Origin of the sequence: Binatus soli (SeqCode), assembly GCF_050015535.1 — a bacterium.
In the GTDB taxonomy this organism is placed as follows: domain Bacteria; phylum Desulfobacterota; class Binatia; order Binatales; family Binataceae; genus Binatus; species Binatus soli.
Genome location: NZ_JBEKBF010000008.1, coordinates 96,080 through 110,016, shown reverse-complemented (window position 1 = coordinate 110,016; position 13,937 = coordinate 96,080). Strand labels below are relative to the sequence as shown.

General features: G+C 61.9%; 16 protein-coding genes. 9 read left to right on the top strand and 7 right to left on the bottom strand.

The genetic code is table 11. The annotated features are described in order from the left end of the window. The first annotated feature begins 6 nt into the window (after positions 1-6). Both ABR989_RS08080 and ABR989_RS08075 read left to right on the top strand, forming a co-directional pair. Positions 7-534 carry a pyridoxamine 5'-phosphate oxidase family protein gene (locus ABR989_RS08080; RefSeq protein WP_428127400.1) on the top strand — a complete coding sequence of 176 codons (528 nt, stop codon included), beginning with the start codon at positions 7-9 and terminating at the stop codon, positions 532-534. Positions 535-607: 73 nt separating this feature from the next. After that, a complete protein-coding gene (locus tag ABR989_RS08075; RefSeq protein ID WP_428127399.1) occupies positions 608-1,006 on the top strand; it encodes a hypothetical protein in 399 nt (132 codons plus the stop codon). 30 nt (positions 1,007-1,036) lie between these two features. On the opposite strand, the gene ABR989_RS08070 is transcribed toward ABR989_RS08075, so the two are convergent. From ABR989_RS08070 to ABR989_RS08060, 3 genes are all read right to left on the bottom strand, one after another. After that, positions 1,037-2,230, bottom strand: coding sequence for a pyridoxal phosphate-dependent aminotransferase (locus ABR989_RS08070; RefSeq protein ID WP_428127397.1), 1,194 nt, complete (start codon positions 2,228-2,230; stop codon positions 1,037-1,039). 250 nt (positions 2,231-2,480) lie between these two features. Next, positions 2,481-2,669 carry a helix-turn-helix domain-containing protein gene (locus ABR989_RS08065; RefSeq protein WP_428127396.1) on the bottom strand — a complete coding sequence of 63 codons (189 nt, stop codon included), beginning with the start codon at positions 2,667-2,669 and terminating at the stop codon, positions 2,481-2,483. Between the two features lie 186 nt (positions 2,670-2,855). Continuing rightward, positions 2,856-4,316 (bottom strand): acetyl-CoA hydrolase/transferase family protein, encoded by a 1,461-nt coding sequence (locus ABR989_RS08060; protein ID WP_428127395.1) that lies wholly within the window; start codon positions 4,314-4,316, stop codon positions 2,856-2,858. 128 nt (positions 4,317-4,444) lie between these two features. Here ABR989_RS08060 and ABR989_RS08055 point away from each other — a divergent pair, with 128 nt between their 5' ends. Beyond that, positions 4,445-5,044: a hypothetical protein gene (locus tag ABR989_RS08055; protein ID WP_428127393.1), complete on the top strand. Its 600-nt coding sequence runs from the start codon at positions 4,445-4,447 to the stop codon at positions 5,042-5,044. Between the two features lie 2 nt (positions 5,045-5,046). Here the strand turns inward: ABR989_RS08055 and ABR989_RS08050 are convergent, their stop codons facing one another. Beyond that, positions 5,047-5,394: a bactofilin family protein gene (locus ABR989_RS08050; RefSeq protein WP_428127392.1), complete on the bottom strand. Its 348-nt coding sequence runs from the start codon at positions 5,392-5,394 to the stop codon at positions 5,047-5,049. Positions 5,395-5,567: 173 nt separating this feature from the next. Between ABR989_RS08050 and ABR989_RS08045 the strand changes: the two genes are divergently transcribed. Together ABR989_RS08045 and ABR989_RS08040 are read left to right on the top strand one after the other, a co-directional pair. Beyond that, positions 5,568-7,508: an alkaline phosphatase family protein gene (locus ABR989_RS08045; protein WP_428127390.1), complete on the top strand. Its 1,941-nt coding sequence runs from the start codon at positions 5,568-5,570 to the stop codon at positions 7,506-7,508. A gap of 13 nt (positions 7,509-7,521) precedes the next feature. Next, positions 7,522-8,301, top strand: coding sequence for an SDR family NAD(P)-dependent oxidoreductase (locus ABR989_RS08040; protein ID WP_428127389.1), 780 nt, complete (start codon positions 7,522-7,524; stop codon positions 8,299-8,301). A gap of 96 nt (positions 8,302-8,397) precedes the next feature. Here the strand turns inward: ABR989_RS08040 and ABR989_RS08035 are convergent, their stop codons facing one another. Beyond that, positions 8,398-9,219, bottom strand: coding sequence for a hypothetical protein (locus ABR989_RS08035; protein ID WP_428127387.1), 822 nt, complete (start codon positions 9,217-9,219; stop codon positions 8,398-8,400). Between the two features lie 648 nt (positions 9,220-9,867). Here ABR989_RS08035 and ABR989_RS08030 point away from each other — a divergent pair. Further along, positions 9,868-10,302: a cupin domain-containing protein gene (locus ABR989_RS08030; protein WP_428127385.1), complete on the top strand. Its 435-nt coding sequence runs from the start codon at positions 9,868-9,870 to the stop codon at positions 10,300-10,302. Positions 10,303-10,329: 27 nt separating this feature from the next. Here ABR989_RS08030 and ABR989_RS08025 read toward each other — a convergent pair whose 3' ends face one another. Both ABR989_RS08025 and ABR989_RS08020 read right to left on the bottom strand, forming a co-directional pair. After that, positions 10,330-11,115, bottom strand: coding sequence for an SDR family NAD(P)-dependent oxidoreductase (locus tag ABR989_RS08025; RefSeq protein WP_428127383.1), 786 nt, complete (start codon positions 11,113-11,115; stop codon positions 10,330-10,332). Positions 11,116-11,143: 28 nt separating this feature from the next. Beyond that, a complete protein-coding gene (locus tag ABR989_RS08020; protein ID WP_428127381.1) occupies positions 11,144-11,956 on the bottom strand; it encodes an SDR family NAD(P)-dependent oxidoreductase in 813 nt (270 codons plus the stop codon). Between the two features lie 148 nt (positions 11,957-12,104). Here ABR989_RS08020 and ABR989_RS08015 point away from each other — a divergent pair, with 148 nt between their 5' ends. The 3 genes from ABR989_RS08015 (at position 12,105) to ABR989_RS08005 (ending at position 13,932) form a co-directional block, all read left to right on the top strand. Next, positions 12,105-12,722, top strand: coding sequence for a DsbA family oxidoreductase (locus ABR989_RS08015; RefSeq protein ID WP_428127379.1), 618 nt, complete (start codon positions 12,105-12,107; stop codon positions 12,720-12,722). Between the two features lie 76 nt (positions 12,723-12,798). Further along, positions 12,799-13,038 (top strand): sulfurtransferase TusA family protein, encoded by a 240-nt coding sequence (locus ABR989_RS08010; protein ID WP_428127377.1) that lies wholly within the window; start codon positions 12,799-12,801, stop codon positions 13,036-13,038. Between the two features lie 51 nt (positions 13,039-13,089). After that, positions 13,090-13,932 carry an alpha/beta fold hydrolase gene (locus ABR989_RS08005; RefSeq protein ID WP_428127375.1) on the top strand — a complete coding sequence of 281 codons (843 nt, stop codon included), beginning with the start codon at positions 13,090-13,092 and terminating at the stop codon, positions 13,930-13,932. The last annotated feature ends 5 nt before the right edge of the window (positions 13,933-13,937 follow it).

Below are 13,937 nucleotides of genomic sequence, written 5' to 3'. Positions count from 1 at the left end.
CGCTTCATGAAAATTTCCGCCGCCAATCTTCCTCATCTCCTGGCCGCAGCCGTTCTCCTGGCCGCCTTCGCCGCTCCCGCCGCGACCGCGACCGCTGCAACGTCACCTCGCGACGCCGGCGCGCTTGCCAAGTCCACCTACATCTACATTGCAACGGTTCGCAAAGACGGCAACCAGAGCAGAGCTGTGCCGGTCTGGTTCATTACAACCGGCGACAACCAGGTTCTGATCGAAACCTCGCCGACCAGCTGGAAGGCCAAAAGAATCAAGCGCGGCAGCCCGGCGCTCATATGGATCGGCTCGCCAACCGGGCCGGCGTTCATCGGCAAGGCGGAAATCGTCGAGGACAAGGCGCTGCAGGACGAGGTGATCGCGGGTTACCCCAAGAAATATCTGCTCGCGCGAATCGGCTATGCGCGTCCCACTCGCGCCAAGCTGGATTCAGGCCAGATAGTCGTGATTCGAATTTCGCCGACGCGGGATTTGCCCGACGGGTTTCAGTCTGCGCCCGGAACTCCGGCGCCCCATCCTTGACGAGAAGCCAAAGCCCGCTCCTCGCGTGACATAATCGCTGGCCTCACGCGCGTCGCGCAGTTATATCAGGATCGTGGCGAACGATTCCCCATCCGCGCTGATCAAGTGCGTGCTCAATTGCCGATGCCCGGTATGCCGAAACGGCGCAATTTTCCGATCGCACTTCAGGATGAATCGTGAGTGCCCGCGATGCCACGTCGTGTTCTGGAAGGATCCGGGAGAGACGTTGGGCGCGATGTATCTCGACTTCGCGGTGGCCGCCGGCTCGTTCCTTATCTGCTGGGCGATTCTCGCCTTCGCCGCACGCCTCTCTGATGCTGCCAGGATATTTTTCCTGAGCGCGATCGCCGCCGGCAGCGTGCTGCTCTGCTATCCGCTCACGCGCAGCGCGTGGACCGTGCTGGTTTATCTTTCGGGCGGAATCGAGCGCCCGCGCCTGCGCGCCATCCAGGGCGGCAAGAAAGCTTCTTGACCCGATTTCTCGGGCCTAGATCTGACGTATTCATCCGGTCTTGAATTTTGACCGCGCCGCCAGCTTCTCCTGCAGATGGCTCAGCCGCTCGGCGGCTGCCGCGATCGTCTCGTCACTTTTCGAAAACGTGAATCGAATCTTCCGATGCCCCAACTCCGGCCGATGGTAAAAGCTTGAACCGGGCACCGCGGCGACGCCGACTTCATCGAGGATGAAATCCGCCGCCGTGAAGTCGTCTTTGAATCCGAGCCCGCCAATCTCCGCCAGCATGTAATACGCGCCGTCGGGTTTGCGGCATTCCAGGCCGGCCCTCGCGAGCGCCGCGTACAATGCGCCGCGCTTGCGCTCGTACATCGCGGTCAGCTCCGCATAAAACGATTCCGGCAGCCTCAGTGCGAAGGCCCCGGCTTCCTGCAGCGGATGCGGCGCGCCCACCGTCAGAAAGTCATGCACCTTGCGAATCGCCGCGGTGATTCTTTCGCTGGCGATCGCGTACGCCAGCCGCCATCCCGTTATCGAGTAGGTCTTCGACAGCCCGCTAATCGTCACCGTCCGTTCGGCCATCCCCTGAAGGCTCGCGATCGATACGTGGCGCGCGCCGCCGTAAATGATGTGCTCGTAAATCTCATCGGTGATCGCCAGCGTGTCATGATGCCGGCATAGCGAGGCGATCGCTTCGAGCTCGGGACGGGTGAAGACCTTGCCGCTCGGATTGTGCGGAGTGTTGATCACGATTGCCTTGGTGCGCGGACCGAATGCCGCTTCGAGCTCCGCGCGATCGAGCGAAAAATCCGGATCGCGCAGCGCCACGTAGCGCGGCGTCGCACCGGCCAGGATCACGTCGGGCCCGTAGTTCTCGTAGAACGGCTCGAAGATGATCACCTCGTCGCCGGGGTTGATCACCGCCAGCATCGTCGCGATCATCGCCTCGGTCGCGCCGCAGGTCACCGTGATGTTGCGGTCGGGATCGCACGCGATGGCGTTGTAGCTGCGCACCTTGTCCGCGATTGCGCGGCGGAAATTCGGCGAGCCGTGGGTGATCGCGTACTGATTGTATTCCTCGTCGATGGCGCGCTTGGCGGCTTGCTTGATTTCGGCCGGGGCGGGGAAGTCGGGAAATCCCTGCGCCAGGTTTACCGCCCCGCACTTGAGCGCTCGCCGCGTCATCTCGCGGATTACGGATTCGGTGAACAGTCGTGTCTTGGCGGAAATGTCGGTCGGCATGACTCTGCGCGCTCACCGCGCGCGGAAATTCGATGCGCGCGGCAACTCGGCTGCTCGCAGTCTAGCCGCGTGCGCATGCGCGCGACAACTTGCCCGATTTCAATGCCTGCTTAAATTGAAAATCGACTACGAATTGCGGGTGGATCAGAGTGACTTCAGCGACAGATCGGGTCAGACGAAACTGGGGATGCTTTGAATTCAGCGAAAGCGGATTGCGGAGCTTCGAGGCCGTCTGCTAATCGGCCCCTTCCTATTCCAGCACGCTGGACCCCTGGCTCAGCCGCCATTCATCGATTACCTCAACGTTGAAGCGCCAGTCGCTTCCGATCTTGAAACCCGGCAACCGTCCTTTCTTGAGCAGGCGGTAGATCGTCGAGCGATGGACACGCAGATACTCGGCGACCTCGTTGACTGTGAGCACCTTAGTCGAGGATGGCATCGCTTCACTTCCTCTTTAATGCGCCTATCCGTTCTTAGGTTGGCAAATAGGCTACCATAAAAGTTGAACTGCGCTAGACCATCTTATTGGACTATTTCCCGACTAAGGTCAAGCCTTAGGGGATATGCCGCGCCTGATTGTGTTATTCAGCACTGAATCGGCTCTGTTTTCGTGTTTTTTAACGATCTAGCCGAACAGTCGGTTGGCGGCTTCCCTCAGCTCCGCGCGATGGTCCGGGTGAGCAATCGCGATCAATTCGGCAGCGCGCTCGCGATGGTTCTTGCCCAGCAGCCGCGCGATTCCGAATTCGGTCACTATAGTATCGGCGAAATAACGCGGCACCGTTACCAATGCGCCGGCTTCGAGTTGCGGCACGATGCGCGAAATCGCGCCGCCCACCGCGGTTGATTGCAGCAGCGTAATTGCGCGTCCGCCCGGGCATAGAAACGCACCGATATGAGATTCTGGCTGTCCTCCCGTCCCGTTCATCATCCGCGCCCCGAGCACGGTCTCCGAGTTAATCTGACCGGTCAGATCGATGCTGAGAGCATTGTTGATTGCCGTCTGCCGGTAGTTCGAGGAAACTGTCGCGAGCTTGAGCACGTATTCGGGATCGTAAAGCTCGAATGCCGGGTTGTCGTCGATTATCCGCAAATCGTCCGGATCCGAACCCGTCCACGCGATCGCCACCGCCTTGCCGCGATGTATCGTCTTGCGCCGGCCGTTGATGATCCCGGCGTCAACCAGCCGCGCTATTCCCGGCGCGACCATCTCGGTATGCAGCCCCAGGTCGTGCTTGCCGTCGAATGCGCCCAGCCGCGCCATCTGCGAACTGGGTTCTCCGACTCCGATCTGAATCGTCACGCCGTCTTCGACGAGTTCGCTCAGGTATCCCGCTACCGCCTTTAACTCTTCGGACGGTTGCGCAAGGCCGAGCAACACGCGCAAATCCGCCAGCGGCGTGCGTTGCAGATACTGAACGATCGGCCAGATACGTTCGACTCCCGCTGCCGCAATGATCGCGCGGATGCCATCGCGCTTTTCGCTGTCCATCGCAGCAAGCGCCTGCTCGATCATAGCCAGATTGGGCGGCGGCGGAGTTCCATCGACGAAATAATCGAACTCCGAGACATGCATGTAAACGTCGCCGTAAGTGCGCGTCATGCTCGCGTCAACCTCGGCGATTGCGTGACGCGCGCGCCGCGCATACATCCGCTTGTTCCACTGATGCGGCCCGAAACTGACGAATCCCTTTGCGTTGGGCGTGGTGACGTTGACGAAGGTGAAATCTATCGGCTTGTCTTCGGCCGGCCGTTCGTCGTGCGGCTTGAAGCCGGTCGAAAATAAATTGGGCAGGTAGGTGGCCGCACGGCTGTCATGCGACGGACGTCCCATGTTGCCGATGAACAGCTCGAACTCCAGCTTGAAATGCTGCGCGGCTTCTCCGCTCAGCCATCCCGGGTCGATCAGCGGCGACGACATCCTGAGATCGACCACGCCGCCGATCTGCTTGCCTCGCGCCGCCAACGCGCCCTGCATCACGGTTCCCGCCGCCAGCGGGAAATTCACCCGCATCCCCGCCTTTACCATTGCGGCCGCTTCGTCAGCCGAAATCGTGCGCGATCGGTAATACTCCTGCCAGTTCATTTGAGCGCTTCCTCTTGGATTTGGAGCCCCGGCGACCAACGAACAGGGACTTTGAACCCAAACAATGCCCCATTGACCGCGTATGCGGCAAACTTGTTCGCCCCCATCCGAGCGGTTAACTTTCGAGCATGCTCATTGCCGACGGCGAGTTGCGCTACGATATCCGCCGCGCCGGCGAGTTGCTCGCTGTCGAGGATGAAACCCTGGCCGCAGGCAGGATCCACGGCATTCGGCGTCCCGCGAGCGGATCCAACGTGTACGAAGTCGAAGCCGAACTCGACGACGCCGGGATCATCCGGCGCGTAGTCGCGAGCTACAGCCGCGGCCCCTTCACTCGCAATGCCACCTACGAATCAGCCGACAGTTTTCTGCGCGGCAACGTCGGCGCGATGGGTGGGCGCAACAACTTGACCGTCAAGCTCGGGCGCTACGGCGAAGTGGATGCCGACCTGATCATCTTTCGCGCTCTGACTATCGCCCACATTCGCGAACGAGGGCAGACGCGATGGACCGGACGGGTGGCGGCAATCGATCCGAATACACTCGTCGCTGCCACCGGCAAACAGTCATGCCGCCAGCGTGGCGACGATCCGCACGTGTGGATTTACGAGCCGCGGATGGGCGACTCCGAGGAAATTGAGATTGACGACTCGGGACTGGTGCTGCGCCGGCGCGATTCACGCGGTATCGAAACCGTCCTGGTCACGCCGCCTCTCCGCCAAGCTTAAGCTTACGCAGCGAGCTTCTTGGCCGGCATCTTGCAGTCGCCGTCGAACTGCGCGCCCTCGTTGAGCACCAGGCTCGGCGTGCTGATCGTGCACTGTGCTCGCGCCGTCGCCATCAACTCGACGCGTTCGCGCGCCGTCACTTCGCCGCTGAACGCGCCCGCGATCGTCACCTTGCCTGCGGAAATCCGTGCGCTCACCACCGCGCCGGTCGCGATTACAACTTCATCTCCGATGATCTCGCCTTCCGCTTCGCCTTCGATTTTTACCGGGCCGCGAAAGTTGAGTTTCCCCGAAGCCTTGGTGCCTTTTCCGATCCGTGATTCGAATGCCGATTCTTCGTTGAGCGCCATATACTGATTGCCTTTCCCGGTTTGGGGTCTCACTATTGCTGGAATCCGCGAGCACACGCAATCTCGCCGGCCGGATCGCGAATGTGAATGAAACGTTAAGCGGTGCGCCGTGAGTGGCTTGCACGCGTCACGCCGCGCGGCGCAATGTTCTTAACAAGGAGATTCGGCATCAAATGAATCGCAAATCCGACCAGCTGCGGGAACATGGACCTGAACGCCACGGTGGCCAGGGACTCGATCCGCATCAGTATGATTCCGGCGACGCGACCATCCTCGCGCTGCTCGCCGAGACTCCAGCGGCCGATCACGTCGATCTCGTGATGACCTGGCGCGCCGACGCGTACGAAGTGTGGTCGCGGCGCGGGATGATTCGATTCAAACGCTTCGCCGATGAACGCGGCGCGCTGTCATTCGAAGTCGTCGAGCAAATCGGCGAGAACCCGATCGCAAATCAGGATCCATTCATCGTTTCCACGATCGACGAGGAACTCGACGCCGCCGGCCGCAGCGGCAATCGCACCGACGATCCGAATCGCGCCTGGTTCGAACCCCACGTGCTCAGCCATCCCTACGCGTATGAGCGAATCGCCCAGCTCTTCGACAGTCCGCGCGCTCCCGATCTGGTCCTCAGCCCCAAGGCCTACGCCTACGGAATCCAGCCGGGGCAGCATGGCGCACTCGACGTGGTGCAATCCCGCGCGCCGCTGGTGTTCAGCGGTCCGGGCGTCCGCCGCGGTCTCTTCAAGCTGGGCGCCCGCCAGGTCGATGTCGCGCCGACGATCGCGCGCCTGATGGGACTCCCGAAAATCGCCGGCCTCGATGCGTCGGGCTCACCCGCCGAGGTTTACCTGAAGCGCCAGGACGGCACTCCGCTCGATGAAATAATCGACAACGACGCCGGGCGCCCAACCAGTGCTTATATGTTCCTGCTCGACGGCCTGTCGCATTCGGAACTGCGCCATCAGCTCGATAACAATCCTGGCGCGATTCCTAATCTCGCCGGCCTCGTCGAGCGCGGCGCGATGCTCTCGCACGGGTCGATCGTCAATTTCCCGAGCATCACGTGGCCCAGCCATTCGACGATTCTGACCGGCGCATGGTGCGGGCATCACGACGTCGTCAATCCCACTTTTCACCTGCGCGAGCATCGCGAGACTGTGCCGATTCAGGGCAACATCTTCGAGACCGAACGTTTTCTGAATCCCGGCGTCGAGACGCTCTACGAAGCCTTTAGACGCGCCGGTGGCGCCCGCCCCGGTGGGGTAGGCGCGATCACGGCGTCGATCCATGAACCGCAGGGGCGTGGCGCCGATCATGCGGTGTTCGAGCGGCGGATCGTCGGCGACAAGGCGCGCCTCAAAGCACTTACCGCCGAGATGTCGGCCGACGTAAGCCCGCGATGGGCGGCGGACAATATGTCCACGATGATTCGCGAAGAGATCGTGGACATCCGCGGCCTGGCGCAAGTGATCAACCTCTTCGACCATTGCGGCGACGATGTTCCCGTGTTCGTCGCGCACGAGTTTGTAATCACCGATGGCGCGGGCCACGACTACGGCCCCCATCACGAGGGGCTGCGCGAGGCGCTTTATCGCACCGACCAACGAATCGGCGCGGTGCTCGAGTTGTTCCGTGCGCGCGGCTTGCTCGAATCCACGCTGTTCATCGTTACGTCCGACCACGGGATGGCGGCGCAGCGCGTCGAGCTGAAGGCGAACCCGGCGCGCGAGGCGGAGCGGGCGGGAATCCAGGGCGTGTTTGCCGAGCCGATGATTTATCTGCGCGATCTGCGAGTCGAGATCGTGCGCGCGCGCGATTTGCGCAGCATTGCGGTCACCGTGCTGGACAACGACTACCTGCCCGACGGGGAGCATCCGCCGATTGCCGGTGCGCGCGTCACGCTGTATGGCCGTGGCGGCGCCGTTATAGCAGAATCGCGGACGCCTGAGAGCGGGCGGGTCGCGTTTGCGACGCCTGCGGACGCCTCCGACGCCGAGCTGACGGTGAGCGTCGAGCGCGATGGCTTCAACCGTCGCGTGATCCGGGCAGATGGCGCATCGACAGGCAAAGACATTCGGCGAGTCCTCTACGATAAGTCCTCTACGCGAATCTGAATTCATAAGAATGATGCACGATCTCGATGGCAAGATGGCGCTCGTCACCGGCGGCACGCGCGGACTTGGCCGCGCCATCTCGCTCGGGCTGGCGCGGATGGGCGCGACCGTCGCGATGAACTACCGCCGCGACGAAGCGAGCGCCGCGCAAACGCTCGACGAGGTCCGGGCGGTCGCGCCGCGCTCGATGCTCATCAAGGCCGACCTCGAGGACGAGTCGCAGGTGCGCGCGATGGTGACGCGCGCCGCCTCGGAGCTGGGCGGGCTCGACATCCTGGTTGCGAACGCGGCCGCGACCGCATTCAAGCCGCTGCTCGAAACCAAGCCGCACAATCTCGCCCGCACCTTTGCGCTGAGCGTCAACGGATTCGTCGCCGCGGTTCAGGAAGCGAGCCGGGTGATGGGCGAGGGCGGGCGCGTGCTGATGATTTCGGGAATAGACTCGATTCGCAACCTGCCCGGCCACGGCGTGCTTGGCGCCGCCAAGGCCGCGCTGGAGAGCATGGTGCGCGACTTCGCGTTCGAGCTCGGCCCGCGCGGCGTCACGGTCAACGGCCTCAACGTCGGTTACATCGACACCGACTCGGCGCGCTCTTACGTGAACTACCTGGGCTACTCGTACGAGGATTTTCAGCGCCGATGCGCCGAACGATCCGCGCTGAAGCGGCTGCCTACGCTCGACGAGATCGCCGCCGTCGCGTGCCTGATATGCCTGCCCGCGGCCAGCTATCTGACCGCGCAAACCATCATGGTCGACGGCGGCTTCACGCTGAGCTTCCCCGGCGCGCAGTAATTTCGCCAGTCTTTAGTTCCTTACGCAGCAAAACATACCCGCCCGAAGACAGGAGTCGGGCGAACTAGAACTATGTAAGTTGCGGCCTGACGCTTACTACTCTTGATGAGTCGAGCCTTGCCGCGATGGCTGGGCCATAAGGTCGCGCAGGACGTGATCGACGGCAGCAGCTGCAGAGCGGGCGGTTCCACGGTCGCAGCGCATTTTCCTGCGACGCTCTCGACCCGGATGAATCAGATTGCGGAAGTCTTTTGCTATTCTTGCCTGAGAAGCGGTCTCGTCTGTAATCCTATTCAGCTCGCGCGCCACTTCAATGTAATGAATCAGATCCCAGCTTTCGAGGTCGCTTGGTTCAGGCTGTCTGCGGGACTTCCCGGCGATACGCTTGATGGTTGCAGTGATCTCATATTGATCGTGCTGACCAATTGCCCAGAGCAAGAACGCCTCGACCAACGAGCCCGCCAAGATTGTGGCCGACTTCCACTCGCCATTGCGCAAGGAAGACTCCACGGCGCCCAGATCTAGGCGAAGAGCCCTTCTCAATTCTTCGTCCTCAATAAAGGCCAACTCATTCGTTCCTGCCACCGGGGCCTCGTCGGGGCAGCCGTTTAGCACGTGCTTAATGAAGCAGAGCGCGTTCCGATCCCCCGGTCTCGGCCATGGATGGGTAGCTTTAGTCCCACTGACGAATGTCGCCGACGCATGGCGAAGAGATTCTCGTGCGAGAATAAAGTCGGCGAACTCTCTAGGCTCAATACTCAGCAGCTCATCCGAGATCTGGTCTAGCAGTTTGACGATTCCTGCTATCGTATCCGCTCCCATGATATTCAGCAGCTCTGTCGTTACGTCGGCCTGCTTCGCCCAAGGAAAAGCTCGGTCGATTATGCTGAGTATGAGGCTTGGCACCATCCGCGACATTTCGTCATCCTCGCTGAAAGGCGGACAGACAGTGAAATCACGCGGTCACTGCTCTTGCTCGCCTGCCCACCTTATCTGCACCAGCGCAAATGGGAAAATGCTCTATCACCGAATCGTCGCACATTGTAAGCCCGCGGCTTCACGCTGAGCTTCCCCGGCGTCAAGTAATCCCACCGATTCGCGTTTTGTTCTCCTGAACCAAAAATGTTTCACGTGAAACATTCGTGTCTGGATCCTAGGAAATAACCCCTGTTTCGCAAAATGCGCCGTAATTTGGATCAACCGCGGGTCGCAAGCGCGCTGCACCCACCGTTAATCGAAAAATCCGCAGGATGCGTCTTTTTCTCCCACGGCCGAGAGCGAGAGACGCGCTGCGCGTATCTCGCGCTTTACGATGCGCCCCCGTCGCCGCTCCTGCCCGCGCCCGCCAACGGCGGGCGGCCTTAACATTGGGTGCAGGGGTCAGCCCCTGCCGCCCACCGCGCAGGTGATTCTTGCCTCATCCTCTCCACCCCGTCGCCTGCATCATTCGCGGCGATTTCAGGATCGAGATTTGCTCCGCACGCGGGCGCGATTGCGCCGGTATGCGCGTGAGGAAACAATAGCTGGTAGTGAGCCGGTTTGAACGCTAGTCGCGGAGGTCCTCAAATGGCGCCACAAATTAAAGATTCCGATCGCGCAAGACAGGCCGATCAGGCAAAGCATCACGCAAGGCATCCTGATCACGAGAACTTTTTAGCGCAGGGCGGATTCGTCGTCGTCGATATCCATGCCGAAATTGCGCGCCTCAAAAACGAGCCTGCGTGGGCCGGCGGCGATCGCCACGGCAGCTCGCTGGTCAAAGGCGACGGAATCAACGTCGCGTTGATGATGCTGAAGAAGGGCGCGAAGCTGCAGCAGCATCACACGCGGGCGCCGATCACGGTGCAGGTGATCGAAGGCCGAATCGATTTCATCGCGAACGGCAAGACGCAGCTTGTGACCCCGGGCATGGTGATCGCGCTGGATCGCGCAATCGAGCATTCGATCGAGGCGGTCGAGGAATGCGCGATCGTTCTGACCGTTGGCGGCGAGCAGATGTAGCGCGATGGCGCTAGGTATACGCGAATCTTACACGCGCGCGCGCAGGCCGCCGTCCACGGCGATCGATTCTCCCGTCACGAAGCCGGCCGCAGGCGACACCAGGTAGAGCAGGGCGCCGCCCAGTTCCTCGGGCTTCACGAGACGATGGTAGGGCAGGTACTTGAGCATCGTCTTGCTGAACTCGTCGCCCTTGTTGGCCGGACTCGATTCATCGTCGAGCCATCCAGCCTCGACCGCGTTGACGCGGATACCCTTGCGGGCCCATTCGAGCGCGAGCGCGCGCGTCAGATTCAGGACGGCCGCCTTCGCCGCGCAGTACAGCGCAGCGTTGGCGACGCCGCGTTCTGCCAGCACCGAAGTGATGTTGACGATGACGCCGCCGCCCTGTCGGAGCATCACGCGCGCGCCCTCCTGGCACGACATCCAGACGGTTTTGAGATTGTTCTCCATGATTTTGTCGAAGGCCGTGTCGTCGTTGGTTTCTGCCGGTCCGTACGCCGGCGTGTCGAGCGCGTTGACGAGGATGTGTAATCCGCCGAGCTCCTTCGCGGCGAGGTCGGCGGTGGCGGACAGGTCGGCGCGCATCGCCGCATCCTGTACGCGAATCAAGGGCTTGGTCCCGGCCGCATTCACCAGCTTGGCGACTTCCTTGAGCCGCTTGTCGGTGCCGGGTTCCTGCGATGCGAGCACGACCCTGGCGCCCGCCTCGGCTAGAGTGACGGCGGCGGCGCGGCCGACGGAATGCTCGGCGCCGACCACGAGCGCGCTTTTGCCCTGGAGCGAGAAGTCATTCGACGCGTTGGAGGAGGCCATTTTTTTTAGCTCCGTTGTTTTTCGCTTTTCACTTTTCCACTGCCATCTGGTTCGTATTCTCCGGCGACACTCCGGTCGGCGCGATTCCGCCCGCCAGTCCGCCGCCGTCGATCGCGATCAGTTCCCCGTTGATATGGTTGGACGCATCGGAGGCGAGGAACACCGCGAGCGGACCGAGTTCGCTGTCCTGGCCGACGCGGCCGATGGGAACAAACTTGCCGCCCTTGAAAAACTGCATCATCGCTTCGTTGTGCGGGAAGATGCCGGGCACGATGCAGTTGGTCTGGATGTTGAACTGCGCGTAGGTCAGCGCCATCGAGCGCGTCAACTGGATCGTGCCGCCTTTGGCGCACGCGTACATGAAGTTGTGCTTGCCGCCGCGAAGCCCGTAGCCCGACGCGATGTTGATAATCTTGCCGCGATTCTGCTTGACCATCTGCGCAATTACCGCGCGGCATCCGTAGAACTGGCTGCTCAGGTTGGTGTCGATGCCGCGGCGCCATTCGTCGTCGGTAATTTCCGGCAGTTGCTTGCCGAGCGTGTCGTCACCGCCGCCGGCGTTGTTTACCAGGATGTCGATTCTGCCGAACTGCTTGACGGTGGCGGCGGCGAGCGCGTTGACCTGCGCGGAGACGGTCACGTCGGTCGGCACGATCAGGCATTTGCGGCCGGTCTTTCTGACGGCTTCGGCGGTTTCATCGAGCTGCGACTGGGTGCGCGCCGCGGCCACGATGTCTGCGCCGGTCTCCGCCAACTTCACCGCCATCGCGCGGCCCAGACCGCGGCCGGCGCCGGTGATGATGGCGACTTTGCCGTCGAGCTTGAGAGAATCGAGAATCATTGGGTCACCTCAATATCGAGCGCGGCTCTGCTAGCTCAATAACATAGCTGCGACTTTGCGGAAAATGACCGATGGCAACGCCACGCGCGCGGCGCTTTTGACGGCGCTTGAGGGCGGGTCTTATATTGTGCGCAATGGGAGTCGTGCTATGGCGCTGAAGATCGTGATGTTCTCGGACTACATCTGTCCGTTCTGCTACGTCGGCTTCGAAACGATGCGAAGGCTGAAGCCGGAATTCGATTTCCAGCTCGAATGGCGCGGCTTTCAGATTCATCCCGACTGGCCGGCGGAAGGAATTCCCATTGACAAGGCGCTCGAAACGATCGACCCCGCGTCGCGAGTCGCGCTCTGGAAGCGGATTAGCGCGATGGCCGAGGCGGTGGGATTTTCGATGAAGCCGCCTGCCGTGCTGACCAGCTCGCGCGCCGCGCTGGCAGCCACGGAGTTTGCGCGCGAGTCGGGCCGCGACGAAGCGCTCGAAGAGCGAATCTACCGGGCGTACTTCAACGACGGCGTGAACATCGGCGACGCGGAGACCGTCGCGCGGCTGGCGGCCGAAGCTGGACTGGACTCCGGCGCGGTGGCCAACGCGATAAAATCGCCCAGGTACGAGATGAGGCTGAAGAATGATTCGCTGACGGCGCATCAGCGCGGCGTCAGCGGCGTGCCGACGTTTTTCATCGGCGAATTTCCGCTGGTGGGGGCGCAGAGCCTCGACGCGATGCGCGCGATTCTCAAACGCGCGACCGAGAGATTCGCGAGCTGACCGCGCGGCGGATTCACGGGCGCCACTTGAACGAGTCGCGTCTGGGCGGGCCGGGTGTGGTAAGAATCATGGAGGCATGGAAGCGCGCGGCAAAGCTGTCGCTGTTCGTCTCGACCTGCGAGGCGTCAAGTGTCCGCTCAACTGGGCGCGCGCGAAGGTGCGACTGGAGCAGATGGCGCGCGGCGAGGTGCTCGAACTCACGCTCGACGATCCGCGCGGCGCTCGCGACATTCCCGGCGCCGCCGAGACCGAGGGCTACGTGGTGCTCGAATCCACGGCGCGCGACGGCATCTTCCATCTACGCATCGAGAGATAGCTTGTTCGCTGGTTTGCACTGCGTGTGCCTTCGCGTTAGAAATCACGTCCAATGCGCGTAAAAATCGGCGATGTTCGCCTGTTCTTCGATGTTGAAGGCGCGAAGCTGCGTCCCGACGGCGCGACGATGCGTGAGGTGCCGACCGTCGTTCTGCTACACGGCGGTCCCGGCTTCGATCATTCGAACTTCAAACCCGACTTCTCGCGGCTGACGGAGATCGCGCAGGTCGTATATCTCGACCATCGCGGCAACGGCCGCAGCGATCGCGGCGATCCGGCGAAATGGAATCTGGCGCAATGGGGCGACGACGTGCGCTCGTTTTGCGAGGCGCTGGAGATCGAGCGCCCGATCGTGATGGGCGTATCGTTCGGCGGCATGGTTGCGATTTCGTACGCCACGCGCCATCCCGAGCATCCCGGCAAGCTGGTGCTGAGCAGCACGGCGGCGCGAAGCCGGCAGGATCGGTCGCTCGATATGTTCGAGCGGCTGGGCGGAGCGGAGGCGCGTGAAGCGGCGCGGCGATTTTTCGACAACCCCGTCGCGGAAACGATGGCCGACTATCAGAAAAAGTGTCTCCCCCTGTACAACCGGACTCCGTCGGGGCCCGAGTCAATCCTGCGCTCGGTGATGAATCTCGAGTTGATGGCCGATTTTTTCAAGAACGAATCGCACACCTTCAACTTTCTGCCCGAGCTCGGACGGATAAAATGCCCGACGCTGATTGCTGCGGGCGAACGCGATCCGATCCTGCCGGTTGCCGACTCGAAGGACATCGCCGCGGCGATGACGCCTGGTGTGGCGCGGCTCGAAGTGTTCGAGAATGCGGGCCATGGGGCGCATCGCGACCAGCCGGATCTCTTCTTCAAAGTGCTGAACGAATTCATCCTCGGGTGAAGCGC